Here is a 23,254-nt window from a genome sequence, read left to right as displayed (position 1 = left end):
CAGGGAGGCGCTGCGCTCAGTAACCAGTGTTGAGGGGAGATTCTATAACCTGTCCCCTATTACCTATTACCTATTCGTCATCGTCGGGATCGAAATCGCTATCTTCTAGGGTTTGATGGGGGATGGCGGCGATAATGGCATCAATTACTTTGGATACTGGTAAGATTTCTAGGTTAAGGTCGGGAAATTTTGTGCCTTTCGGGACGATCGCTCTTTTAAATCCCAATTTAGCTGCTTCTTTTAACCGCAGTTCCATTTGGGAAACGGCGCGGACTTGTCCACCCAAGCCGACTTCCCCAATCAAAACTGTACCAGGGTCAACAATGCGATCGCGGAAACTGGCAACAATAGCGATCGCGACTCCTAAATCTACGGCTGGTTCCACTACACTCAATCCACCCGCCGAAGCAACATAAGAATCTAATTTAGACATGGGAATCCCCACACGTTTTTCTAAGACGGCGAGAATTTGTACCAAGCGGTTGTAGTCTACACCAGTTCCAGCCCGTCGCGGGGAAGGATAACTGGTAGGGCTAACAAGGGCTTGCAATTCCACCACAATCGGGCGTGTACCTTCGCAAGCTACAACAATGGCTGTACCAGGTGCGGGATCATCACGATTGCCTAAAAATAACTCTGAAGGGTTAGAAACTTCTCGCAGTCCGTGTTCCACCATTTCAAAAATACCGATTTCGTGAGTAGCACCAAAACGGTTTTTCACGGTTCTTAATAAGCGGTGGGAGGCAAAGCGATCGCCTTCAAAGTACAATACTGTATCTACTAAGTGTTCTAAAACTTTCGGCCCGGCGATCGCACCTTCTTTGGTGACGTGTCCCACAATTAACATCGTAATATCTTCATGTTTCGCCACCTTCATCAAGGCTGCGGTACATTCCCTTACCTGGGCTACCGAACCAGGTGCAGATGTCAAAGCCGGAAAAAACACTGTTTGAATACTATCGATAATTGCAACATTCGGTCTGAGGGAATCTATTTCACGCAGAATTTCTTCTAAATCAGTTTCTGGTAAAACATACAAGTCTGCACTTATCCCTTCGGGGTTTTCTGCTTCTACTACTTCTGGAGTCGCCGATGTTTCTGACTCTTCTGTATTCTCCTCAGATTCAGCTTGTTTACCATTACCATTCCCAACTACATTCATTGGTTTGGATACACCCAAACGCAAAGCCCGCAATTTGACTTGTTGTCCTGATTCTTCCCCAGAAACGTAAAGAATACGGTATCTCTGCGCCAGTTGGTTGGATACTTGCAACAATAATGTCGATTTCCCAATTCCCGGATCACCACCGATTAATACCATTGAACCAGGAACAACGCCACCACCCAAAACTCGATCTAATTCTCCATAGCCAGATTCCCAGCGCGTGACTTGGCGATCGCTAATTTGATCAAAAGTCAGCGAAGCTCGCGGTTTTGCTGGTTTAGCGTTAGGCTTACCATTATTTTGCTCTTTGTGCCAACTGCTAACTCCGCCCCTTGTCGGTACATCAACAGAAGATTGAATCGCAATTTGTTCTTCTAAAGAATTGTAGGTTCCGCAATTAGGACATCTACCAAACCATTGGGGAGATTCTGCACCACATTCGTTACAAATGTAAAAGGTTTTAGGCTTAGGCATTCTTAAATCTTAATTAAGTTAATTATTCTTAATTTTTTCTTAATTCTTACAAAAATCTAAAGTCAAAGAAAAGTGGGTTCTACCGCATTTTTCAAATCAATTGTGGGAATGATATCTTAATATTATGGTATTAAAAATTAATCATGAAAAATTTTAGTTAAGGAGCGTTGAGAAACTTGGAAAGTCATAAAGAAAAAATTCTGGTGGTAGACGATGAAGCCAGCATTCGGCGGATTTTAGAAACGCGCCTTTCGATGATTGGCTACGATGTGGTGACAGCTGGCGACGGTGAAGAAGCGTTGGACACTTTTCGCAAATCTGATCCTGATTTAGTAGTGTTGGATGTGATGATGCCAAAGCTCGATGGCTATGGCGTGTGTCAAGAATTACGTAAGGAATCAGATGTCCCTATTATTATGCTAACAGCCTTGGGGGACGTTGCCGATCGCATCACGGGTTTAGAATTAGGTGCTGATGACTATGTAGTTAAACCATTCTCCCCCAAAGAGCTAGAAGCGCGGATTCGCTCAGTCTTGCGTCGTGTCGATAAAACAGGTGCATCGGGAATTCCCAGTTCCGGAGTAATTCACGTAGGGAATATCAAAATCGATACCAACAAACGGCAAGTCTACAAAGGCGATGAACGCATTCGCTTGACAGGAATGGAATTCAGTTTACTAGAATTGCTAGTTAGTCGTTCTGGTGAAGCTTTTTCTCGTTCTGAAATTTTGCAAGAAGTTTGGGGATACACACCAGAACGCCATGTAGATACGCGGGTGGTAGATGTGCATATCTCTCGGTTACGGGCAAAATTAGAAGACGATCCTAGTAATCCAGAACTAATCCTGACTGCACGCGGTACAGGCTATCTGTTTCAACGCATAATTGAACCTGGAGAAGAGTAAGGGAAAGTATGAAGTGTGAAGAGTGAAATTTTAGCACTCAGCACGCAGTACTCAGCACTCAGCACTGAACAATGACTAAACCTGATCCCAATCGAGTTTTGCGCCGTTTACCCATAGTTGTTGGTGGGTTAGGCGCTATACTTTTGCTGATTAACCGTGTATTAACACCAGAACTCACAGAATCCCAATCCCGTGGCGATGTGTTGGGGGTAATTTTGAGTGCTGTGTTAATTTTAACAGGGTTAATTTGGCAGCAAGTACAGCCGCGATCGCCTGAAGCTGTGGAACTGATTGGGGAAGAAGGTTTTGTGCTGTCAGAAGACTTACCAGAAGCCGTGAAAACAGAACTAGCTTGGGCATCTCATTTGATATTAACTAATACCGTCACGCGATCGCTGGTAGTTGTATATCAAGGCAAAGTTTTGTTACGTCGCGGTATTCTGGGTTCTAAATCAGAAGTCTTACCAGGGGCAATATTCAATCGGGTTATCGAAAAACAACAGCCAGTTTATTTAGTAGCGTTAAACCTCTACCCAGGCAGAATAGAATTTGATTACTTACCCGAAAATACTCAAGGAGTAATTTGTCAACCAATTGGCAATCAAGGTGTGATGATTTTAGGAGCTAATGCACCCAGAAGTTACACCAAACAAGATGAAAATTGGATTGCTGGCATTGCTGATAAATTAGCCGTAACTCTCCAACAAATCAGCGTTGATGCTTCATAATTAAAAATTACTTATGCAAATTATTTATTGGTTACTAATTGCCTTAATGGTTGTGGGAATTATTGGTGCTGTAGTGCCAGCAATTCCTGGTAGCAGCTTAATTTTAGCTGCCATTATTATTTGGGGAATTATAAGCGGTTCTTTTGCAGCGATTAAGATACCGTTAATAGTCACAGTCATTGTTTTGCTGTTAAGTATAGGCGTTGACTTTTTAGCAAGTTACGTAGGTGCAAAACAAGCAGGTGCTAGTAAATGGGGACAAATTGGCGCAGTTGTGGGGTTAGTATTAGGAATTTTGGGATTATTACCAGCTTTACCTTTTGGCGGGCCGTTACTCGGAATGTTATTCGGGCCGCTATTAGGCGCAATTGTGGGTGAATTTATTTACCGCCGAGAATTATGGCCAGCAGTAAAAGCAGGTATAGGCATTGTAGTCGGTACATTAGTCGGAAATCTGATTCAAGGCTTATTAGCAGTAGCCGCAGTTGCTGTTTTTATTGTGACAACTTGGCCGCAAGTATTTGGCGGATAACCTAACTTTGAGAATCTTGTTTTCTTTTCTCTGCTTGTTCAATACGTTGTCTAATTGCTTCTTCCGCTATCCGAATATTCTCTTCAATTGGCGTACCATCTTCAGCAAACATTGGCCCGTACCATGTCGCTTCCGAGTCTGGAGTACGACGACTATACAGTACACGCAAAGGCTCTACATCCTCACGATGTGCCAGCGCATAAGCTATCAATTCTTTGTTAGTCATAGCTTCAAAATTCGGACGCATTGAAAAACCTCCAATTTCCATCAGGGGGTACAATGATTTGAATTTCCTCATTCACAAAAATAAACACTATTTTGGTTTGGTCATCAAAGCGGAATAACTCTATACTGCGATAGGTGTTTGATAACATTTGGCAGACACGCACACAGGCTTGCGCTTGCTCGTTTGTGGGATTTATTGTTTGTTCCTCAATTGTGACACAAATAATCTTAAGACTTTTCTGATGTAGCAAGCGATCGCACCTGCAACTCACAACGGTGCGATCGTCTAAATTAGCGAATCACTAAAAAGTCTGCAAAGATTTCTGTGCTTCTGTGGCGACTGCTTCGACTTCATCATTCACCATAGTTTCTAATATCGCTTTGGCTTCTGCGCCACCCAGTCTGGCTAAAGCTTGGGCGACTCTATAGCGCATTTGCCAATCGGGATTAGTAGAGTATGGTGCTAATAAAGGAATGGCTGCGGTATCTCCTAAATCACCAAAGGAACTAATGGCAGCAGTTTGGACTAATTCATTTTCGGATGACAGGGCTTCTTTGAGTAACTCAAAAGACCGAGGATCACCTAATTCGCCTAATGCGGCAATGATGCTGAATTGAACTAACCACTCATTAGTCGAGTGGTAAAGGTGCTGTAAATCTAAAAAAGCATCGTGTAATTTGAGCGCACCTAAACAATCGGCGGCGGCGGCTTGCACATCGGCTTCGGGGTCATTGATCAGGCGATCGCGTAAAATATTCAAAGACAATTGCAAATCTTGGCTACCGAGTGTATCCATCTGACTCACTGCTGAGTAACGCACTCTTGAGTTGCTATCACCTATAGCAAGCTGCACAAGTTCTAAACCAACTGCGGGTTCTAAGTCGCGGATTTGATTGACAGCACGCAAGCGATCGCCCAAATCTTCAGAACTGAGCATTTGTCTTACCGACTCAGGAGTAATACTCATTTAATGATCCTAACTTCTAAAATGTTTTAAAAAATCTCCATAGTTAATCGTCAAATGTCCATAGTCAATAGTCAAGAAACTCCTAACTAATGACAAAGGACTCATGACTAATGACCATGATTAACTTGCTGCCATTGCCCGAATCACATCACCACGGGTAAGTATGCCAACAACTTGACCTTGGCTATCTAAGACAGGTAAGCGATGCACATTGCGATCGTGCATCATTTGTGCGGCTTCTTTTAAGGTTTTATTGGGAGAAATAGTTACGGGGTTTTTACTCATCACTTCTCCCACAGTTTGCCCTAACGCTTTATGTAAATCGCGATCGTAAGTGGCAGGATTTTTTAAATAAATCACACTATCCAAAAACATAATGTAGGCAGGTGGAGTTACACCAGTTTCTTGCCACATCAAGTCAGTTTCCGAGATAATCCCCACCAGTTGACCGACATCATCCACCACAGGCAGCCCACTGATGCGTTTCTCTGCCAAAATTTGAATAGCTTCCTTTAGAGGAGTTTCCGTCCGAACAACAATCGGGTTGCGGCTCATTACGTCGTCAACAGTTTTAGACATTTGCTTGCTGACACCATTTTTTACAGTCTCTGGCATTATTGTAGAAAATTGCCGGGATGAACTGAATTGAATTAATAGATTGTTACTTGTGGACAATGTTAAAGCAGAAGGCAGAGGTCAGGAGGTAGGGAGACAAGAAGGGAGCAATCTTCAACCTTGTTTTACCCCCTCTACCTTGTCTACCCCCTCTCCCTTGTTTAATCCCACTCAGCACTCAGCACTTTTTAAAGCCGCGATAATTTGACCATTAGCTTCGGGAAAAGCATAATTTTCTAATTCATCTAAGCTTACCCAGCGAACTTCCTCACATTCTAGAGGTTGGGGAATACCTGATAACAGGTGACAGTGATGCACGGTTAAAGTTACGCGCAAATGGGTATAAGTATGGTCGATGGTGATGAGATGGTCTTTGACTGTAATTTCTATACCCAGTTCTTCGGCTATTTCTCGCCGGATACATTCTTCTATGGTTTCTCCAGGCTCAATTTTGCCCCCAGGAAATTCCCATAAACCACCCATTGCACCTTGTTGACGACGGCGGTCAATTAAAATTTGCTGTTGTTCATTCCAAATAACGGCAACACCAATAATTTTATGTGGAATAGAAGTCATATTAATTTTAGATTACAGATTTGGTGATTTATTTAATTAAGTGGAGTGGTAAGATACCTGACTTTTGAAGAAGTCGGGTATCTGACAGACTGATCAAAAAACTCGGCAGGTTAATTTTGTGTCTGCCGAGTTTATATGATTGATAGTCAAATTTCTGTTAATTTCTTAAATATTGTCGCAGAAGTCGCTCTAAGCTACAAGTTTTGATTTCAGAACTATTGATTCATCTATTCTGAGAAATCTAATATCATCTCACTCCCTTCATAACTACTCATTACCCTGAATCAAATCCTCACGACGTTAGCGATGAGTCATTGTATTGAGACTGTCGCTAACGCATTACAGGGATTTGGATGTGAGCAAAGGTAGGTAATTAGGATTTCGCAGGACAGTGAAATTTTGCATTACTCTTCAATTTCTTGATTATTGGTTTCTGTACCTTGTAGCGCCATTTCAAAATCCATACGTTGTTCAGCGTTACGCAGGAAATAACCGCTAATCATTGCGGAAGCGAGGAGACGACCAAGACTTTCCCGGCTGGTTGTAATGGTCATATTAAAGTGTTCTGGTGGTAAGTTACCTAACAACCCTACAATGTTACGTTCCATGACTTGGAAGACTTCTGGAGATGTTGGTTTAGATAAATGGCTCACTGTTTCGGGGCTTAAAGATTTAACATATTGCCACAGTAAGTTACTGGTTTCTGATGCGTCGCTGGGGAAAAATTCTTCTGAGACTCGATTGGATTGGTTACTCACGTTTAGCCTCCTATACTACCGTTGCTGGCGGTTATGTTTGCAACTGAGATAATATGTGCCTGTCTTATATTTAACGATCGCTGCCGTTTTTATGTTCCTGATAAATAATTTAACAGGCATATTTTCATATAGAAGTCGGTGTAACCGTACCAAAACCGGAGTATTTTCTCGCCTAATGGTTATTAGTCAATTATTCAGGACTTACGGACAAAGTTTGTTTGTCGAGATTGGGTGTAGGGGTGTAAGGGTATGGGGCGTAAGGCTTGTGGATACATACACCCCTGTACCCCTACACCCTTAAACCCTTTTACTAATAACCAAGGACAAAGAACAAAAGACAAAAAACTAACTCGCCAAATACTCATTCATGGTGGCTTTGGATTTGCGGAGTTTGTTTAAGGCTTCCCGTTCTATTTGGCGGACTCGTTCACGGCTAATGTTTAGAAGTTCACCGATTCTGGCTAAGGTTAAGGCTTGACCATCAATTAACCCAAAGCGCAAGGTGATGACTTCTCGCTGTTGGGGGGTGAGTTCCGCCATGACTCGTTCTAAATCGGATGAGAGGGAGGTTTGCATGACAAACTCTTCGGGAGAAGCGCCTGGATCTTCTAGCATTTCTCCGAGTTCGGTGTCGTAGTTGTCTCCCAAGCGTAAATCTAAGGAAAGGGGTAAACGGGCTTTTTCGAGGTATTCTCTGACTTGTTTGGGAGTGAGGTCTAGTTCTTGGGCTAATTCACCGACTGAAGGGGCGCGTCCGAGTTTTTGCGATAACTGACGCTGGGCTTTTTTGATTTTATTGAGTTTTTCGGTGATGTGAATAGGTAGGCGAATAGTACGGGCTTTTTCGGCGATCGCCCGCGTAATTGCTTGGCGAATCCACCAGTAAGCATAGGTAGAAAACCGATAACCTTTGGTGGGGTCAAATTTTTCTACACCCCGTTGCATTCCAATGCTACCTTCTTGGATCAAGTCAAGTAGGTCTACGTTGCGCTTGATGTATTTCTTGGCGACAGATACCACTAGGCGCAAATTGGCTTCGACCATTTTACGTTTCGCAATTTCACCCTCGGCGATCGCTTTGTTCAATTCGGTTGTCTCAAGCTTGGCTTCCTTCGCCCATTCTTCTAAGGTGGGTTCATGACCTAACTTGTCAGCTAAAGATTCTCGGAGTTCTTGTAAAGCTGTTGAACGCTGTACCTGTTTACCGTAGCGGATTTCTTCTTCATGGGTTAACAGGGGTACACGGCCAATCTCACGCAGATAAGTCCGCACGAGGTCTGTAGCTGTTGGGGCCGTCTTGATGGCGCTACTCATTGGTGATGTTGGGGGGTTAATTGCTGGAGTCATTCAACTAACTAGTAGATAACTGATAAATAGATGTTTGTTGATGTGCTGTCCAATTGAATTGGGAACACATGATATGGTTTACGATTTACGCTTCCGTTACGGGCGGCAGATTTTATTAATCAAATTAGGCTATTAACTGCTAGACGTTACAGTTTTTTCAGAGATTGTACAAGTATCTACGGATAGATAAAGGTAGCTAGAACAACACCTTACATCTTTAAACTTTATTAAAAATTGTAACATTTATGAAAAATATTGCAAAGCCCCACAGACTAAAAACTATTGGATTTGAGAATGGTTGTAATAGTCTAAACACACTGCTTGATCAAGCTTTATTCCTTGTATAGCAACAATGAGAACCATAGACTGTGGTCAATAGGTAGACAAAAGTCATTAATTGGTTGTTTGAGGCTGAAACTCCTATCAATCAAGTGTTTAGCATGAGCATAATTACTTGAGATAGCAAAAGGCGATCGCACTTGCTAGTTAATAAAAATTCGCAGAGAGAAAAATTAATTTACTCATATTTGTTAAAATATCTCAATATGAACCATAAGGTTTCTTCTATAATAATTACTTAATTTTCCTTGTAAATACTGCTTAAAGCAGATTCATGAAAAAAGGGTAGGAGACAAGTGAAATCTTTACACTGCCTCCAAACCCCTCATACTCCAGTCAAATTAAGTGCCACGCCGGGCAGAATTACGGCTCTCGCCTCAGACAATATTCTTGGATGCCTTTTACGTCTAAAGTCGTATTTTGCAGAGAACGGATAGCGGCGACGGTGGCTTTGGCACCAGCAATGGTAGTAATAATCGGGATTTTGTAGGCTAAGGCTGTGCGGCGGATGAGTTTAGCATCGGTTTGGGCTTCTTCACCGGAAGGTGTGTTGATGATGAGTTGAATTTTCTGGTTTTTAATTGCGTCCAGGACGTGGGGACGGCCTTCGTGGAGTTTCAGCACCAATTCAACATTTAAGTTATTTTCTTGAAGTACTTGGCGTGTCCCAAAAGTCGCCATCACAGTAAAGCCTAGGTCAATAAACTCCTTGACTACGGGAACGGCTAAGGCTTTGTCGCGATCGCTCATGGATACAAATACAGTACCAGTTAGGGGTAAACGCTCACCAGCAGCTAACTCTGCCTTGGCAAAGGCGCGGCCAAAGTCGCTGTCTATGCCCATCACTTCACCAGTTGAGCGCATCTCCGGGCCTAATATTGTATCTGTACCAGGAAATTTATTAAAGGGTAAAACTGCTTCTTTGACGGCAATATGTGAAGGGATTACTTCCTCCGTAAAGTTTAACTCCTCCAGAGTTTTACCCGACATAATTAATGATGCCAGTTTTGCCAACTGCACACCTGTAGCCTTAGAAACAAAAGGTACAGTCCGGGAAGCGCGGGGGTTAGCTTCGAGAATGTAGATTTGGGGAGAATAGGAACCAACACCCACCACCGCAAACTGAATATTCATCAACCCAACGACAGAAAGTGCTTGCGCCAGTTGTACAGTCCAAGAACGAATTTGATTGAGAACGGCGGGGGGGAGAGAAATTGAAGGTAAAGAACAAGCAGAGTCACCAGAGTGAATACCAGCTTGTTCGATGTGTTCCATGATGCCACCAATTACTACTCTTCCGGTATGATCAGCGATCGCATCTACATCGACTTCGATGGCATTTTCTAAGAACTTATCAATTAAGATGGGATGGTCTGGTTCTACTTGTACCGCAAAGGTCATGTAGCGTTCTAGTTCTGTATCCGAGTAGACAATTTCCATCGCCCGTCCACCCAACACATAACTAGGACGCACCACCACAGGATAACCAATGCGTCTAGCCACAATCAACGCATCTTCATAACTCCGTGCAATACCATTTGGTGGTTGAGCGATATTTAATTGCTTGAGAATTTGCTCAAATCTTTCTCTATCTTCGGCGGTGTCGATAGAATCAGGTGATGTACCCCAGATTTTAGTGCTGTTAGCGGTAGCGGGGCGTTCAGGCCGTGCTGAGGGATGTTCACTGAGTGCTTGTTGCAGAGGTAAGGCTAACTTTAATGGGGTTTGTCCGCCAAATTGAACGATGATTCCAACGGGGTTTTCGGCTTCGATGATGTTGAGGACATCTTCTTTGGTTAATGGTTCAAAGTAGAGGCGATCGCTAGTATCGTAATCTGTAGAAACTGTCTCTGGGTTGGAGTTGACCATGATGGTTTCATAGCCTGCGCCTTTTAAAGCATAAGAGGCGTGACAGCAACAATAATCAAACTCAATTCCTTGACCGATACGGTTCGGCCCGCCACCCAAAATCATCACCTTGGGTTTCTCGGAAGGTAAAACTTCGGTTTCTTCTTCGTAGGTGGAATAATAGTATGGGGTAAACGCTTCAAACTCAGCCGCGCAGGTATCAACAGTTTTATACACTGGTATGACTCCCAACTGTTGACGGTATGCCCTCACTTCATCTTCTGTGGTTTTGGTGGCGAAAGCAATTTGGCGATCGCTATAACCTTCCCGTTTAATTGCATATAGTTGTTCTTTCGTCAACTGCTTTAACGGCGTGCGTTTGATAAACTTTTCAGTTTCCAACAACTGCTGCATTTTATCTAAAAACCAAGGGTCAATCCCTGTGAGTTCATAGATTTCCTCATTGGTGAGACCTAGTTGCATAGCGTGACGCACAGCAAAAATGCGATCGGGATTCGGTGTCCGCAACAACGCGCGGATTTGTTCGCCACTAGGTAATTTTTCGGCTTTGTCACAACCCCAACCCGCGCGTCCGGTTTCTAAAGAACGCAGCGCCTTTTGGAAAGATTCATTAAAGGTGCGTCCGATAGCCATTGCTTCCCCAACAGACTTCATCTGTGTGGTTAGCACTGGTTCCGAACCGGGGAATTTTTCAAAGGCGAAGCGGGGAATTTTGGTAACTACATAATCTATTGTCGGTTCAAAGGAAGCGGGGGTTTTTTTGGTGATGTCGTTGTTAATTTCGTCTAAGGTGTAACCGACGGCTAACTTCGCCGCCATCTTAGCAATGGGGAAACCTGTAGCTTTAGAAGCCAACGCCGAACTGCGAGATACACGGGGGTTCATTTCAATTACCACCACATCCCCAGTCACCGGGTTAACGGCGAACTGAATATTAGAACCGCCAGTTTCTACCCCAATCTCGCGGATAATTTTAATCGACATATCCCGCAACCGTTGATATTCTTTGTCGGTGAGGGTTTGGGCGGGTGCAACGGTGATGGAGTCGCCTGTGTGGATACCCATCGGGTCGAGGTTTTCGATAGAACAGATAATCACTACGTTATCTGCCAAATCGCGCATGACTTCTAATTCATATTCTTTCCAGCCGAGGAGGGATTGGTCAATGAGAATTTGCGATACCGGACTCGCATCAATCCCCACCTGTGCCATTTCTTCAAATTCTTCTTGGTTGTAGGAAATACCGCCACCAGTCCCCCCCATTGTAAAGGCGGGGCGGATAATTAGGGGATAACTGCCAATCTTACGAGCGATCGCTTTGGCTTCTTCTAGGGATGAGGCTGTACCACTGGGACAGACTTTCACGCCGATTTTGGCCATCGCCTCATTAAATAGTTTGCGGTCTTCAGCTTTTTCGATCGCGTCTAACTTTGCACCGATTAATTCCACATTATATTGATCTAAGACACCGTTTTTAGCTAAGGCAACGGCGAGGTTGAGGGCGGTTTGTCCTCCCATTGTCGGGAGTAAAGCATCTGGGCGTTCTTTAGCGATGACTTTAGCAACTAATTCTGGTGTTAACGGCTCAATATAAGTGCGATCGGCCGTTTCCGGGTCAGTCATAATTGTGGCAGGATTGGAATTGACCAACACCACCTCATAGCCTTCTTCTCGTAATGCTTTACAGGCTTGGGTTCCAGAGTAGTCAAACTCACAAGCTTGCCCAATCACAATTGGGCCAGATCCTAACAGTAGTATTTTTTTCAGGTCTTGACGGCGGGGCATAGTCTTGGGGTTGGAGTAAGAAAATACAAATCCTGATTATTTTAAGGGTCTTTGCCCTCAGTCATCTTGTTTATTATCAAGTTTTCCGGGTTGAATCTTCGCCGCTAGAGAAAAGAAAGTAATAAAACCAGGATATACGGCAGAAGGCAGTGGTTCGGCTTCGCTCACCAACCAGAGGCAGGAGGTAAAAGTTATACTGTGTCTGCCATTTGTGCTTTTTAAATTTCCTCACTTATACTTCGACTGCTATACACAGAACAAATGACTATCGACGAATGACTATCAACGAATATATCTCTTTTACTATCTTATGTATCTTACTTGTCTTGACTAACGCGGTATCCCGTTTTTTTGTATTGACAGTTTTAAGTAATTCTCAAAACGCAAATTCGTAATTACCCGCAAATAATTTTTATCTAAGCTACTATCTACTTTAATTATTTAAGTATTAATTTCCAGCTAATATAAATATTTAACAAGAGCCGCAATGTTTCTTAAATAAAAGTATTTATCATTTACTTAATCGCTAATAATTTTTAATATACAACTAGAGAATTATTTTAGCTTGTGATTTTTTGTGTATCTAAATAAAAAATGACAGAGATACTGAATGGCTCTCTGTCATTTTTTACTTTCTCTTAATATTCTGGACTATCAGATTTTGCTGCAACCGGATAAAGACTGAACTAGATAATAATATTTCTAGTTTTGAGCAGGTTGAACAAAACCCAAAGTTAAGCTATCTTTGGCCAAGAAATGGGCTAAATGATAAGCTCTTTCTTCTGTCTTTAACAAAATCTTTTCATACATATAGCGTGTACCACGGTCGCCCAAGCTCTCTGCTTGAGCGGCTTGGCGGCGAATTACATTAATAATAGCTTGTTCGGCGGCTAGGTCGTTTTCTACCATTTTGCGGGAAGAATATACGCCATCAGATTCTTGCTCAAAACAAGTTAATTCTGCTAATTTGCTGAAAGAAGCAGCCGGTACACCACCTAAACCGTTAAGTCTTTCACCAATTTCATGAACATGGTCTTGGACTTCGTTGTAACTATCGTTAAAAAACTCATGCAATGAGTAAAATTCTGCACCTTCTACAACAAAATGATGTTTTTGATACTGCAAGTAGAGTGCCTGAAAACTAGCTAAGACAACGTTTAGTCCTTCTGTAACTGGAGCTGTAACACTGCGGTCTAACAATACAGGGTTGTCATAAACCTGACCGAAATTTTGTAACAAAGTTTGTGTATCAGACATGGTTCTCCTCGCTATTTTTGCAGTTATAGTTTTTAACCGCTTAGTTTTTACATATTAACATTCTGAAAATAAAAGCAAGACCAAAGAATATCATAAATTTCTAAAACTTTTTGTGGCGATAATTGCAAATTCTTGCTTTTTAGCACATAAATCTTGAACTATTTCTTAAGACGTATATCTGGCGATTGTAGAAATATTTACTAATAGGATTAATTACTAATTAAGAAATTCATAAAGTAAAGGAAACAAGAAAGACATTCAGGAAAAGTAGAATCAAAAACCGAGAAGCAGAACTGAAGAGGTTTTGAGCCTGATTTTTCTGAACTTTGTTCAGTCTTTCCCAGTAGCACCACTGAACTAAAGCAGACAATTTACTATTGCTCTTACTTAATACCTACTTGAAAGTGACTGGGTATCAATAAATAAGACTCACGCACAAAGAGGCTGGGTGTCAGAGTTATGGGTTACGCACAAAGATTATCTGTAGAGATTGGGTGTAAGGGTGAAAGGGTTTGGGGCTTCGCCGTGAGCGTCAGCCGAACGGTGGGAGGATGGTGAAGAAATCTTTCCCCCCACACTCCCCACACCTCCATTTCGTCCCACTACGTAATTCCTAAAATATTATTAAATTTTTACAAATTTACAATCAGGTCAAAGCTTGATGACATAAGCGTTTGAGCTACTTTTTAACCTTCTGTTAATGAGAAAATTTCATATTTTTACCTGGAAATAACTGAGAATAGTTCGCACTTAGGTTATCCTTATTTAAAGAAGCTGTGATCCCAAGATTTGCAAAATCGGGGAGCCAAGGCAGGCTAGTTACTGCAAATTCGTCGCGCTTTGAGGGTTCGTCTCTTGAAATCGTTTAGTTCCGGTTCAGAAATAGACCAAAAGTACGTAGTAGAAATTAATTGGGCAGATCGCTGGCAAGTCTATCAACGTTTAAATGAGCTAGATATTCCCTGTTGCTGTGAGGCTAATCAGCCATTGCAAGTGGAAATTGCTAATCCCTTGGCAATGGTGCAGTTTTGGTGCGTGATGCAACGATTTTTCGCTTGTCGCCCAGAACTAATTCAGATTCTTGAGAATAGCTGGCAAAGCCGCTATTGAAAGTCATAGCCAAAGACAGATGTCTGAGAGCCATGACGTGGTTAGAAAAAAGTTACTTGGTAAAAGATAGGGTGAAAAATATGGGTATAATCTACGGTCAGGAAATTACGGAATTTTGCTTAGAAGGCAGATTTATAGATTTTGTTATTAAAGATGGTTATAAGCTCAAAGGTTTAAAATTAGAGACTTCTGAGGGTGAATGTTATGTCAAGCTGGCTAAACATTTGAGGGCTGCTTTTGATTGGCGCTTACCTAAAGGTACTTGGCTGCAAGTCGTCGGTACCAAGAAATACGATGATAAAAAAAGTGAGTTTACACTCAAAGCTGAACGGGTAATGGCTGCGCGTTCTGATTTGGGTAGAGTAGCGTTACAGGAACCGCCAGCGAATACTGTAGCTAAAGTTAAATCTGCAAAGGCCAAGCAGACAATTTTAATGTGTCAAAAATCAGACTGTTGGAAACGCGGCGGTAAAGAAGTGTGTCAAGCATTTGAGGCTGCATTGAGCGATCGCGGCCTAGAAGACCAAGTTACCATCAAAGGTACAGGCTGTATGAAAAACTGCAAAGCTGGCCCTAATGTAGTGATGCCTGATAAAACCCGCTATAACCGGATTAAACCTTCTGAAGTTGCTTCTGTGATGGATAAGCACTTTGCACAACAGCCAGAAGATAAGCAAACTGAAAGTTCAGAATTATTACCAATAAATATCTCTAATTTCAATAAAGTTTCTGCAAAAATTTCTGCAATTTAATGAGAAAATCATGAAGTCGGCAGATTAGTGTGTTTCCTTTAAACTTGGCTATAACTTTGACAAAAAAGATGCAAGAGTTATAGCTGGGTTATTTAATTTTTAGCATTGCTGAATATGAGGATGAAAATTAAAAATTCAATCTCTCAAACTCTTATGCTCCGCGCCTCTGCGTCTCTGCGTGAGTTAACCTTCATCCCACTAATTAGCAACGCCAATTTTTAATATTTTATTGGTTATAGCAGTCCTAAATCATTGGTGAAATTTCCTTTCTTTTCTCTCCTCTCTTTCTTTGTGTCCTACCCTGCGGGAAGCCGCTATCGCGTCTATGCGTTCTTTGCGGTTCGTTAAAAAGAATATTTTTTCACAACTCAGATAGGATTGCTATAGTTGTTAGATGACTCTTCAGGATAGGCGCTTAAAAAGACGAGCTTTTCAGTCGTGAGGTAAGCTTCAATTTCTTCTCGATTAGTATGATAATAAGTCAATGCTGCATATACTTGCGCTAAAGTCAAGTTACCCATTCTTTCAACTATTTCCTCAGCATTTAGCCCCGTTTTGTACCAAGCTGCAACCCTTTGTACAGATAATCTGGTTCCTGCGATGCGAGGACGGCCACCTAGTGTTCCTGGTGTGCGAACAATCAATGTACCAATATCTGTAAAAGTTTGCATTCACTCAAGTCCTATATTTTAACCTTGATCATAAATCAACAGTTAGTGCGATCGCTAAAAGTAGAGACGTTGTATATAACGTCTCAGTTTCTCAGAGAATTTGTAGAAGAACTGTTTCACAAAAATCAACTCAATCAGATGACAGTAAAACTATGTCTCCTTGTCTAGCAGCATTTTGAAAGAATTGGACAAACTCTGGATATATTTCTAACAAAAACTCTATTTCTTCCTCCCATCCACCAGGACTAGGATTAGGATAAATTTGTGCAGCATTAAACGCATCAACATCAAATCTTTGGCTTAATTCTTCCACAGAAATTGCACTCAACAGTTCGGCAACTTCCCTAACTTCTTCAGGGTTTAAATAGCGGACAAATCCATAGGTGGCTTCAAACTGTGTTGGTGTACCTCCCATTACTACATTCCAATATGGTGATGCTTGAGTCTCTTCTTCTAAACTTAAGTCTCCAGTCAGTAAGCAATGTAGTGCGTGCCATTCTTTTTCTAGAGTGAAGAAATTTTCACTAGATTGTTTCTCTTTTTGTGTGGCTAACATTGATTCTGGATGACTGAAGTGGAAACTATCTAAGTCAAACCCAAAAAAAGCTTTAGCTGCTTGAGGATCATTTTGAAGTTCGGCAAACTGTTCTGGTGTCACACGCCAGTAGTTAGCAATAATGCCCATAACATTCTCAAACACTAAACGTTATGGCTCTCCTAGACTAGCTATAACAAATTAATACTTGATATCTGGTTAAATCCTTACATAGTCTGGGATTTAAAAGAGATAAAGTAAATTTTTATTAAATCTTTGATTCTATTTTAGGCAAACCTTGTTATATCAATTGTTTTAGCCATTTTTTAGTGTTAATTTATCAACCCAAGTCTGGGAGAGCCAACGTTATTTATAGTATTCCCATCTGCAACTACATCGAATCTAGGCGCTGACGTAATTTACTACTAAAGGTATCAATTACAGTTACAACAACCAACAGGACTAACATCATCGTTGTGGCTTTGTTGTATTCAAAACCATCAATATAACTCTTGAGTTGAAAGCCAATTCCACCAGCACCAACTACACCTAATACTGAAGCGGCGCGGATGTTATATTCAAACATCCATAAGGTGTAGCCTAATCCTAAAGGTAAAACTTGGGGTAAAATGCCATACTGCACAATTTGAAATCTTGATGCACCCATGACTTCTAAAGATTCTAAAGATTTGGCGTTGACGGCTTCAATGGCTTGTTGATAGAACTTTGCTAAATAGCCAATGGTGTATATAGCTAAGGCTAAAGTTCCGGCTGGTGCGCCTAAACCAGTGGCGGCGACGAAAATCAAACCTAAAATGATCGAAGGAACAGAACGGACTGCATTTTGGAGTAAGTTGGCTAACCATTGCAACCAACGAGGCGCAACGTTACTAGCACTCGCTACTGCAATGGGTAAAGATAAAATTGCACCAACAGTAGTTCCCCATAAAGACATCTGCACTGTTTCAATGAGTGCTTTAATTGCTATATCTATAACTGTGGTATCTGGGGGGAATAGGCGAGATACAAAGTCGGTGATGTAAGGCCAGCTAGAGGTTAGCAATTCAAAATCAACTTTGATGCCTTGCAAAGCCCATGTATAAACTACGACTATAATTAATAGGATGAGTAAGGGACTAATCCAAGGATAACGGCGAAGAGTCTTGAAATTTAACATTAGGCAAATTGGGCTTGCAGGTTTTCACAAATTCCGTCGTAAACAATGCGTCCAGCATCTAAGACGATCGCACGTTGTCCGTATTTTGCAGCTATACCTAAATCATGCAAAACTGTAACAATCGTCATCCCTTGCTGGTGCAGTTCTGATAAAGTTTCCATCACCTGTTGACAGGCAACAACATCTAAACCTGTAATTGGTTCATCAGCTAAAAGTATCTGCGGTGATTGAATTAATGCACGGGCGATCGCAACTCGCTGTTGCTGTCCGCCACTGAGTTGACTGGTTTTTTGATAGGCTTGTTCTTTTAAACCCAACTGTGCAAGTAAATCCATTGCTAAATTGCGATCGCGTTGGGGGAAACCAAACAATGTCTGCCAAGTTGTCCTCACGCCAAGTCTGCCACACAATACATTATCAATGGCGGATAACTGCCGAATTAACCCACCGCCCTGAAATATCATTCCAACATGACGGCGAATCTGCACAAGTGTGCGGGGTGTCATTGTTACACCATTGATTTTAATTTCTCCCTTGGTGTAAGGTACTAACCCAATCAGCGATCGCAATAATGTTGATTTACCTGCACCATTCAGTCCCAGTAAAACCACAAACTCGCCCTGTTTTATCTGACAATTAATGCCATTCAAAATAGGACGATTCAAAGACGCGGTGTAGGCTGTTTCTAAGTTATGACATTCAATTACAAAATCATTCATCGATTTTTTTTAAGGGGTGTAAGGATTGAGGGGTGTAAGGGTATGAGGGTGTAGGAAATGATGATGAGGATAAATTCACAGTCAATAATTTACCCACACCCATACACCCTTATTCCCATACACCCCTGTGTTTCACCCAGTGACTATGGCGCAATTCCAATGCGAGACAAGGCGGTACGAACTGGGGACAAGTGACGGTTATGATCAACTCTCACCAATTCGGTGGAATTGTATAAGTTACGCAGAAGTTGGTTATTTTGTGATTGATTTAACTTGAGTAAAGCGTTGATTAATCTTTCTCTGTCTTGAACTGGGACATCATCATCAATGGCGATACCGTGGGCAGGAACACCGGAGATTTTATGCAGTACGCGCAACTGACTTCTTTCTTGGGCGGTGATGTACGGAGAGAACATAGCATACTCAGACACAACCGCTACATCAGCTTGACCGCGCACAACGGCTTGTAAGGCTTTGCTGTAATTACCACCATAAGCAACTTGACCAAAGAAACCATCGAGGCGATCGCGGTTGGGGACAAATCCCTGTTTCACCAATTCACTCACCGGGAAAACAAACCCTGAACCAGAAGTTGGAGAAGTAAAGGCGATGCGCTTACCCCGCAGTTGTCCCAGAGTTGCTTGAGCCGTATTTCTAGTTTTTAAAGGGCTATTGTTAGGAACGACAAATATTGAATTATAGGTGTATCTCCCAGAGTAATTGTCGCGGACTTCTGCGAGGTACAACTTTGCATTTGCTAACTGTTCCGCTTTCAACGCCGGACGACTGCTCAGAAAAGCCACATCAGCGCGATTTGCTCTCAAAGCTTCCACCGCCGCCGTATCATCACCAATTTGCGCTTTGACGGGAATTTTTAACTCGTTAGAGAGAAATCTGGCTACAGCATTGGCTTTATTTTGCAAATCTGTAGAGTCAGAACGACTAGGAAAAATTATCGTTAAATTATTTAGTCTTCTAGCTTGGGCTAGTAAGTGAGGCGTTTGTTGATGAGGAATAACGTTAGCATTAGCATCACTCGTCTGCATCGCCCCAAAACTGCCAGCAACCAAACCGGTTAGCGCCGCAAAGGCAACACCAGCACCCAACACACCCTTTTTATTCACATTCATTTCTAACTCTCCGTTAGGAACTATTGGCAGTATTTTTGATAAAAAGTTTCAAATACTTCAAGAAAAGAATCTAAAACTTTTAGGAATAAAAGTCAATATGAACTCTGTATAACTAAGTCGATATGCCTTGCAATTGCAAATACTTTGATTGAGTTTAGTTATTTTTTCTTTGTCAGCACCAATGACTGGTTTTAGATGAATCAAGAAAGATGAATCATAAGCATAGATAAACCTAAATGATTTACAAATATCTCTCTCCCTTGTGTGTTTTGTGTGTACATCAAACAGGACTGCTATATAGCAATTAGCTGCTTTTTAATTCATTCTTCAGCAGTCAGTAATCAGTGGTTTTTCTATGATTAGCTAAAGAGAATTTGATGATGAAAAAATTTTTGCTTGCGTTTGATAAGTATAAAATTATACTTTAATACAGTGGCATGATAAAAGCGATCGCCCTCCAAACAGAGTTTGCGATCGCTCTTATCTAAACCCTACTAAAGAATAAAGGCGATCGTTCTCCGGCCAGAGTTTGCGATCGCCTTTATGTAACCCTACTACGATTACAAATTCATCATGACACAATTACAACAGTCTGCACAGTCAAAACTAGAACAATATCTGCGTGACGAAGACTTCAATCAAAGCATCCGCAGTCAATCAACTCAACCGCCAGTTCCCCATCGAGAACCAATAAAACATTTATTAATGGGTTCTCCCAAAGCAGTCACCAATACAATTCACCGTTTACAGGTAATTGGCTACGCCAGTGTCGGCGACTGGAGTCCACTATTAGCAACTGGAAACGCCGATGAAGTTATGAGTATTTTAATCCGGCACATTTTAACGTAACAGTTAAATACCCGACTTTTTGGCAAAGTCGGGTATGGAACAATCTAATACCAAATCGATATGAAGAAGCATATAGCCTGCGGAGGCAGGCTTTGTTTGTATAGCCCTAGACTTCCAGTCTGAGGGGTTTATTTAATCAATATTTGCTAGTTCTTGGGCAGTATATTACGTAAAGCCAACTTGATAGCATTTGCCTATAAAAAAATGCTTTGAAACCGCCTAGTTTTTGTCTAGTTTTTGTTCCCAAGTTTCAGTATCTTGAGATTTTTGTGCCGCAGAAACAATCTGCCCATTAATATAAGTAACAATAAAAATTAAATCCCCAATTGCTTCCAATTCAGACGCTTCCTTTGGTGTCAGAGAATCAGCTAATTTTTTATCGACAAGTTCTTGCATTCGGTCTTGCAATTCATCCGTCAATTTAAACAGATTCACACTATTGACTTTTTCAATTTGAATCCCTTTTTCTAGCCAAGATGAAGGTTTAACTGATGCTGGTATCATGGTTTTATAGTAATTGAATACATCACTATTTTATACTGAACCAGCACCATAGATAAAATTTTTACTCGTATCAATGCGATGCTATAACCATCCTCAATCATTCGTAAATAACAAGCTCCTCGACTTCTTCAAAAAATCGGTAATCTAAATATCTCGAATTATAGATTATGACAACATTCCCCAAATACATCCCCCAATCCGATCCGCCGCGTCCACCTTGGGAAACGCTGCCAACAATGTATGATTTACCCAGCGATAACCCAGAGGAACCAGGTTTGCCAGACGATTTTCATTTTTTACAACCTTTACTTTTATATTTAACTTTTCAACCAATTAATTGGAATCCTGAATTAGTCTATAGTGCTGCTGACTTAAATCTTTATTATGATGTACAGCATCCTTTGTGGTATAAACGTCCAGATTGGTTTGGAGTCGTGGGGGTGAAAAAACTCTACAACGGTGAAGATTTGCGATTAAGTTATGTGACTTGGCAAGAACCAGCAAATCCTTTTGTGGTTGTTGAATTGTTATCTCCCAAAACCGAAGCCGAAGACCTAGGAACAAGCGAAAAAGTAGAAGATAAACCTCCTAGTAAATGGGAAGTTTATGAACAAATCTTGCGAATTCCTTACTATATTGTCTTTAGCCGCTACACCAATGAACTCCAAGCATTTCAGTTAATTGGTGGTCATTATGAACCGATGAATTTCACTCAAGGACGCATACTCATACCAGAGTTAAGGTTAAGTTTGGGTGTATGGCAAGGCACATTTCGGGATATTGAAAGATTATGGTTACGGTGGTTCACACTAGAAGGTGAATTAATCCCTGAACCTACAGAAGAAGTTGCTGCGGCAAATGAACGGGCGATAATTGCTGAACAGAAAGCCGAAAAACTTGCTGAACGGTTACGCCAACTGGGTGTAAATCCTGATGAATTGTAGGGGTGTAATAGCTTCACGGCGAGCGTCAGCATAACGTTTTTAGGAGTGATGAAACTTTAATTAACTCGTGATTTTGACAGTCATATAGCAGAAGGCAGGAGGAAAAGTCTTACTATTCCTGGTACTCAAGTTTTGAAATTGTTAAAAACCTACACTTTTAAGCTTCCTTGTCTTCCTTGTCCCCCCTTTCCTCATCTCCCTTGTCTCCCTGTCTCTCTCTTCTCCCCTACACCCCTTGTTACTGGAGATAAACCCCTAGATAGACTTGCTATTAATCAAAAATTGTCAAAATAAATGACGATAACCGTTATTTTTGGACAATCAAACCTATGGGCTTCGGTATTGGTGATTTATTCTGGATTTTTCTACTGCTTTCTTCCCTACAACCCCTCTGGCAAAAGCGTCAAGTAGAATATCAGCGTATTCGCGCCTTACAAGAATTTCAACAAGAACGCAAAACGCGGGTGATTTTACTCATCCACCGACAAGAATCTATTAGTTTACTTGGCATTCCTCTATCACGCTACATCACAATTGAAGACTCAGAACAAATCTTGCGGGCAATTCGCCTCACACCCCCAGATGTTCCCATTGATTTGATTCTGCACACTCCTGGCGGTTTGGTACTCGCTACCGAACAAATTGCTAGGGCGTTAATTCGTCACCCTTCCAAGGTGACAGTTTTTGTCCCACACTACGCTATGAGTGGTGGCACAATGCTGGCTTTGGCTGCTGATGAAATTGTGATGGATGCGAACGCTGTTTTGGGGCCAGTTGATCCCCAATTAGGAAACCTCCCCGCAGCTAGTATTTTAAAAGTAGTTAAAGATAAACCCATCAGCGAGATTGATGACCAAACTTTAATTATGGCTGACCAAGCAGAAAAAGCCATTCAACAAGTACAACGCTTTGTGCGGACGCTGCTAAAAGATAACATCCCTAAACAAAAGGTTCAGCCAGAAAATATTGAACCGATTATCGATGCTTTGACAACTGGACGTGTGACTCATGATTATCCTGTCACGGTAGAAGAAGCTACAGAGATGGGGTTGCCCATCACAGTCGGACTACACCGTTCCATTTACGACTTGATGGATTTGTATCCCCAACCCCAGGGAGGACGGCCAACTGTCCAGTATATTCCTATGCCTTATGATGACCGTCGTCCAATTTTACCAACACCCAAAGGCAGACCTTTGGAAGAAGCTTAGATTAAGTGCTAAGGAACCACTGTGTTGGAAGGCTTGGCTGACTCCCTCAGTGGCGTTGCTGAGTTTAAACTCAGTTCATCAAGCTGTAGCCATCAGTGATTTCTTAATC

General features: G+C 41.7%; 25 protein-coding genes. 8 read left to right on the top strand and 17 right to left on the bottom strand.

Annotated elements, in window-relative coordinates; genetic code table 11:
- Nucleotides 1-70: 70 nt before the first annotated feature.
- Entirely contained in the window at nucleotides 71-1,639 is a 1,569-nt protein-coding gene (gene radA, locus H6G75_RS15150; RefSeq protein WP_190980860.1) for a DNA repair protein RadA, read from the bottom strand.
- Between the two features lie 176 nt (nucleotides 1,640-1,815).
- Here radA and rpaB point away from each other — a divergent pair, with 176 nt between their 5' ends.
- From rpaB to H6G75_RS15135, 3 genes are all read left to right on the top strand, one after another.
- Entirely contained in the window at nucleotides 1,816-2,544 is a 729-nt protein-coding gene (gene rpaB, locus H6G75_RS15145) for a response regulator transcription factor RpaB (protein ID WP_010997963.1), read from the top strand.
- Nucleotides 2,545-2,615: 71 nt separating this feature from the next.
- Entirely contained in the window at nucleotides 2,616-3,272 is a 657-nt protein-coding gene (locus tag H6G75_RS15140) for a cofactor assembly of complex C subunit B (protein ID WP_190980859.1), read from the top strand.
- Between the two features lie 13 nt (nucleotides 3,273-3,285).
- The gene (locus tag H6G75_RS15135) at nucleotides 3,286-3,804 is read left to right on the top strand and encodes a DUF456 domain-containing protein (protein WP_190980858.1); all 519 of its coding nucleotides are present in this window, start codon (nucleotides 3,286-3,288) and stop codon (nucleotides 3,802-3,804) included.
- Nucleotide 3,805: 1 nt separating this feature from the next.
- On the opposite strand, the gene H6G75_RS15130 is transcribed toward H6G75_RS15135, so the two are convergent.
- The 10 genes from H6G75_RS15130 to H6G75_RS33540 all read right to left on the bottom strand — a co-directional run bounded on the left by H6G75_RS15130 (nucleotide 3,806) and on the right by H6G75_RS33540 (nucleotide 14,146).
- On the bottom strand, nucleotides 3,806-4,051 hold the full coding sequence (locus tag H6G75_RS15130; RefSeq protein WP_190980857.1) for a DUF6887 family protein: 246 nt from the start codon (nucleotides 4,049-4,051) through the stop codon (nucleotides 3,806-3,808).
- The gene (locus H6G75_RS33930) at nucleotides 4,035-4,301 is read right to left on the bottom strand and encodes a DUF6888 family protein (protein ID WP_397332098.1); all 267 of its coding nucleotides are present in this window, start codon (nucleotides 4,299-4,301) and stop codon (nucleotides 4,035-4,037) included. Before H6G75_RS33930 ends, H6G75_RS15130 begins: the two co-directional genes overlap by 17 nt.
- 30 nt (nucleotides 4,302-4,331) lie before the next feature.
- Complete coding sequence (gene nblB, locus H6G75_RS15125) at nucleotides 4,332-4,997, bottom strand: phycobilisome degradation protein NblB (RefSeq protein WP_190980856.1); 666 nt, start codon at nucleotides 4,995-4,997, stop codon at nucleotides 4,332-4,334.
- A 120-nt stretch (nucleotides 4,998-5,117) separates the two neighbouring features.
- On the bottom strand, nucleotides 5,118-5,576 hold the full coding sequence (locus H6G75_RS15120) for a CBS domain-containing protein (RefSeq protein ID WP_190980855.1): 459 nt from the start codon (nucleotides 5,574-5,576) through the stop codon (nucleotides 5,118-5,120).
- Nucleotides 5,577-5,783: 207 nt separating this feature from the next.
- Nucleotides 5,784-6,188, bottom strand: a complete 405-nt coding sequence (gene mutT, locus H6G75_RS15115) for an 8-oxo-dGTP diphosphatase MutT (protein ID WP_190980854.1) — start codon at nucleotides 6,186-6,188, stop codon at nucleotides 5,784-5,786.
- Nucleotides 6,189-6,592: 404 nt separating this feature from the next.
- On the bottom strand, nucleotides 6,593-6,946 hold the full coding sequence (locus tag H6G75_RS15110) for a DUF760 domain-containing protein (RefSeq protein ID WP_062294098.1): 354 nt from the start codon (nucleotides 6,944-6,946) through the stop codon (nucleotides 6,593-6,595).
- A 345-nt stretch (nucleotides 6,947-7,291) separates the two neighbouring features.
- Nucleotides 7,292-8,248 (bottom strand): RNA polymerase sigma factor, RpoD/SigA family, encoded by a 957-nt coding sequence (locus H6G75_RS15105; protein ID WP_313934850.1) that lies wholly within the window; start codon nucleotides 8,246-8,248, stop codon nucleotides 7,292-7,294.
- Between the two features lie 747 nt (nucleotides 8,249-8,995).
- A complete protein-coding gene (gene carB / locus H6G75_RS15100) occupies nucleotides 8,996-12,286 on the bottom strand; it encodes a carbamoyl-phosphate synthase large subunit (protein WP_190980853.1) in 3,291 nt (1,096 codons plus the stop codon).
- A gap of 702 nt (nucleotides 12,287-12,988) precedes the next feature.
- Entirely contained in the window at nucleotides 12,989-13,543 is a 555-nt protein-coding gene (locus tag H6G75_RS15095) for a Dps family protein (protein ID WP_062294090.1), read from the bottom strand.
- 477 nt (nucleotides 13,544-14,020) lie between these two features.
- Nucleotides 14,021-14,146 carry a hypothetical protein gene (locus H6G75_RS33540; RefSeq protein ID WP_277884093.1) on the bottom strand — a complete coding sequence of 42 codons (126 nt, stop codon included), beginning with the start codon at nucleotides 14,144-14,146 and terminating at the stop codon, nucleotides 14,021-14,023.
- A 252-nt stretch (nucleotides 14,147-14,398) separates the two neighbouring features.
- On the opposite strand from H6G75_RS33540, the gene H6G75_RS15090 reads away from it, so the two are divergent.
- Nucleotides 14,399-14,653: an Asr1405/Asl0597 family protein gene (locus H6G75_RS15090; protein WP_190980852.1), complete on the top strand. Its 255-nt coding sequence runs from the start codon at nucleotides 14,399-14,401 to the stop codon at nucleotides 14,651-14,653.
- 80 nt (nucleotides 14,654-14,733) lie between these two features.
- A complete protein-coding gene (locus tag H6G75_RS15085; RefSeq protein WP_190980851.1) occupies nucleotides 14,734-15,405 on the top strand; it encodes a (2Fe-2S) ferredoxin domain-containing protein in 672 nt (223 codons plus the stop codon).
- Between the two features lie 368 nt (nucleotides 15,406-15,773).
- Here the strand turns inward: H6G75_RS15085 and H6G75_RS15080 are convergent, their stop codons facing one another.
- From H6G75_RS15080 to H6G75_RS15060, 5 genes are all read right to left on the bottom strand, one after another.
- A complete protein-coding gene (locus H6G75_RS15080) occupies nucleotides 15,774-16,076 on the bottom strand; it encodes a DUF433 domain-containing protein (protein WP_190980850.1) in 303 nt (100 codons plus the stop codon).
- 130 nt (nucleotides 16,077-16,206) lie between these two features.
- The gene (locus tag H6G75_RS15075) at nucleotides 16,207-16,761 is read right to left on the bottom strand and encodes a YfbM family protein (protein ID WP_190980849.1); all 555 of its coding nucleotides are present in this window, start codon (nucleotides 16,759-16,761) and stop codon (nucleotides 16,207-16,209) included.
- A 241-nt stretch (nucleotides 16,762-17,002) separates the two neighbouring features.
- On the bottom strand, nucleotides 17,003-17,788 hold the full coding sequence (gene phnE / locus H6G75_RS15070; protein ID WP_190980848.1) for a phosphonate ABC transporter, permease protein PhnE: 786 nt from the start codon (nucleotides 17,786-17,788) through the stop codon (nucleotides 17,003-17,005).
- Nucleotides 17,788-18,507: a phosphonate ABC transporter ATP-binding protein gene (locus H6G75_RS15065; RefSeq protein ID WP_190980847.1), complete on the bottom strand. Its 720-nt coding sequence runs from the start codon at nucleotides 18,505-18,507 to the stop codon at nucleotides 17,788-17,790. The genes phnE and H6G75_RS15065 overlap by 1 nt, the downstream gene beginning before the upstream one ends.
- A 143-nt stretch (nucleotides 18,508-18,650) precedes the next feature.
- On the bottom strand, nucleotides 18,651-19,637 hold the full coding sequence (locus tag H6G75_RS15060; protein WP_190980846.1) for a phosphate/phosphite/phosphonate ABC transporter substrate-binding protein: 987 nt from the start codon (nucleotides 19,635-19,637) through the stop codon (nucleotides 18,651-18,653).
- Nucleotides 19,638-20,210: 573 nt separating this feature from the next.
- Between H6G75_RS15060 and H6G75_RS15055 the strand changes: the two genes are divergently transcribed.
- Entirely contained in the window at nucleotides 20,211-20,486 is a 276-nt protein-coding gene (locus tag H6G75_RS15055; RefSeq protein WP_190980845.1) for a hypothetical protein, read from the top strand.
- 219 nt (nucleotides 20,487-20,705) lie between these two features.
- On the opposite strand, the gene H6G75_RS15050 is transcribed toward H6G75_RS15055, so the two are convergent.
- Nucleotides 20,706-20,990: a hypothetical protein gene (locus H6G75_RS15050; protein ID WP_190980844.1), complete on the bottom strand. Its 285-nt coding sequence runs from the start codon at nucleotides 20,988-20,990 to the stop codon at nucleotides 20,706-20,708.
- A gap of 167 nt (nucleotides 20,991-21,157) precedes the next feature.
- Between H6G75_RS15050 and H6G75_RS15045 the strand changes: the two genes are divergently transcribed.
- Together H6G75_RS15045 and H6G75_RS15040 are read left to right on the top strand one after the other, a co-directional pair.
- Complete coding sequence (locus H6G75_RS15045; protein ID WP_190980843.1) at nucleotides 21,158-21,934, top strand: Uma2 family endonuclease; 777 nt, start codon at nucleotides 21,158-21,160, stop codon at nucleotides 21,932-21,934.
- 329 nt (nucleotides 21,935-22,263) lie between these two features.
- Nucleotides 22,264-23,145 (top strand): SDH family Clp fold serine proteinase, encoded by an 882-nt coding sequence (locus tag H6G75_RS15040; protein ID WP_190980842.1) that lies wholly within the window; start codon nucleotides 22,264-22,266, stop codon nucleotides 23,143-23,145.
- Nucleotides 23,146-23,254 lie beyond the last annotated feature (109 nt).

The organism is Nostoc sp. FACHB-280, from assembly GCF_014697615.1.
Lineage (GTDB): Bacteria > Cyanobacteriota > Cyanobacteriia > Cyanobacteriales > Nostocaceae > Nostoc_B.
This window is presented reverse-complemented; position numbering and strand designations above follow the sequence as displayed.

Bases quoted from the DNA above. Each gene is read 5' to 3' on its own strand.
- radA (WP_190980860.1), bottom strand. From the start codon at position 1,639: ATGCCTAAGCCTAAAACCTTTTACATTTGTAACGAATGTGGTGCAGAA.
- H6G75_RS15140 (WP_190980859.1), top strand. From the start codon at position 2,616: ATGACTAAACCTGATCCCAATCGAGTTTTGCGCCGTTTACCCATAGTT.
- H6G75_RS15135 (WP_190980858.1), top strand. From the start codon at position 3,286: ATGCAAATTATTTATTGGTTACTAATTGCCTTAATGGTTGTGGGAATT.
- H6G75_RS15130 (WP_190980857.1), bottom strand. From the start codon at position 4,051: ATGCGTCCGAATTTTGAAGCTATGACTAACAAAGAATTGATAGCTTAT.
- nblB (WP_190980856.1), bottom strand. From the start codon at position 4,997: ATGAGTATTACTCCTGAGTCGGTAAGACAAATGCTCAGTTCTGAAGAT.
- H6G75_RS15120 (WP_190980855.1), bottom strand. From the start codon at position 5,576: ATGTCTAAAACTGTTGACGACGTAATGAGCCGCAACCCGATTGTTGTT.
- mutT (WP_190980854.1), bottom strand. From the start codon at position 6,188: ATGACTTCTATTCCACATAAAATTATTGGTGTTGCCGTTATTTGGAAT.
- carB (WP_190980853.1), bottom strand. From the start codon at position 12,286: ATGCCCCGCCGTCAAGACCTGAAAAAAATACTACTGTTAGGATCTGGC.
- H6G75_RS15095 (WP_062294090.1), bottom strand. From the start codon at position 13,543: ATGTCTGATACACAAACTTTGTTACAAAATTTCGGTCAGGTTTATGAC.
- H6G75_RS15085 (WP_190980851.1), top strand. From the start codon at position 14,734: ATGGGTATAATCTACGGTCAGGAAATTACGGAATTTTGCTTAGAAGGC.
- H6G75_RS15080 (WP_190980850.1), bottom strand. From the start codon at position 16,076: ATGCAAACTTTTACAGATATTGGTACATTGATTGTTCGCACACCAGGA.
- H6G75_RS15075 (WP_190980849.1), bottom strand. From the start codon at position 16,761: ATGGGCATTATTGCTAACTACTGGCGTGTGACACCAGAACAGTTTGCC.
- phnE (WP_190980848.1), bottom strand. From the start codon at position 17,788: ATGTTAAATTTCAAGACTCTTCGCCGTTATCCTTGGATTAGTCCCTTA.
- H6G75_RS15065 (WP_190980847.1), bottom strand. From the start codon at position 18,507: ATGAATGATTTTGTAATTGAATGTCATAACTTAGAAACAGCCTACACC.
- H6G75_RS15060 (WP_190980846.1), bottom strand. From the start codon at position 19,637: ATGAATGTGAATAAAAAGGGTGTGTTGGGTGCTGGTGTTGCCTTTGCG.
- H6G75_RS15055 (WP_190980845.1), top strand. From the start codon at position 20,211: ATGACACAATTACAACAGTCTGCACAGTCAAAACTAGAACAATATCTG.
- H6G75_RS15050 (WP_190980844.1), bottom strand. From the start codon at position 20,990: ATGATACCAGCATCAGTTAAACCTTCATCTTGGCTAGAAAAAGGGATT.
- H6G75_RS15045 (WP_190980843.1), top strand. From the start codon at position 21,158: ATGACAACATTCCCCAAATACATCCCCCAATCCGATCCGCCGCGTCCA.
- H6G75_RS15040 (WP_190980842.1), top strand. From the start codon at position 22,264: ATGGGCTTCGGTATTGGTGATTTATTCTGGATTTTTCTACTGCTTTCT.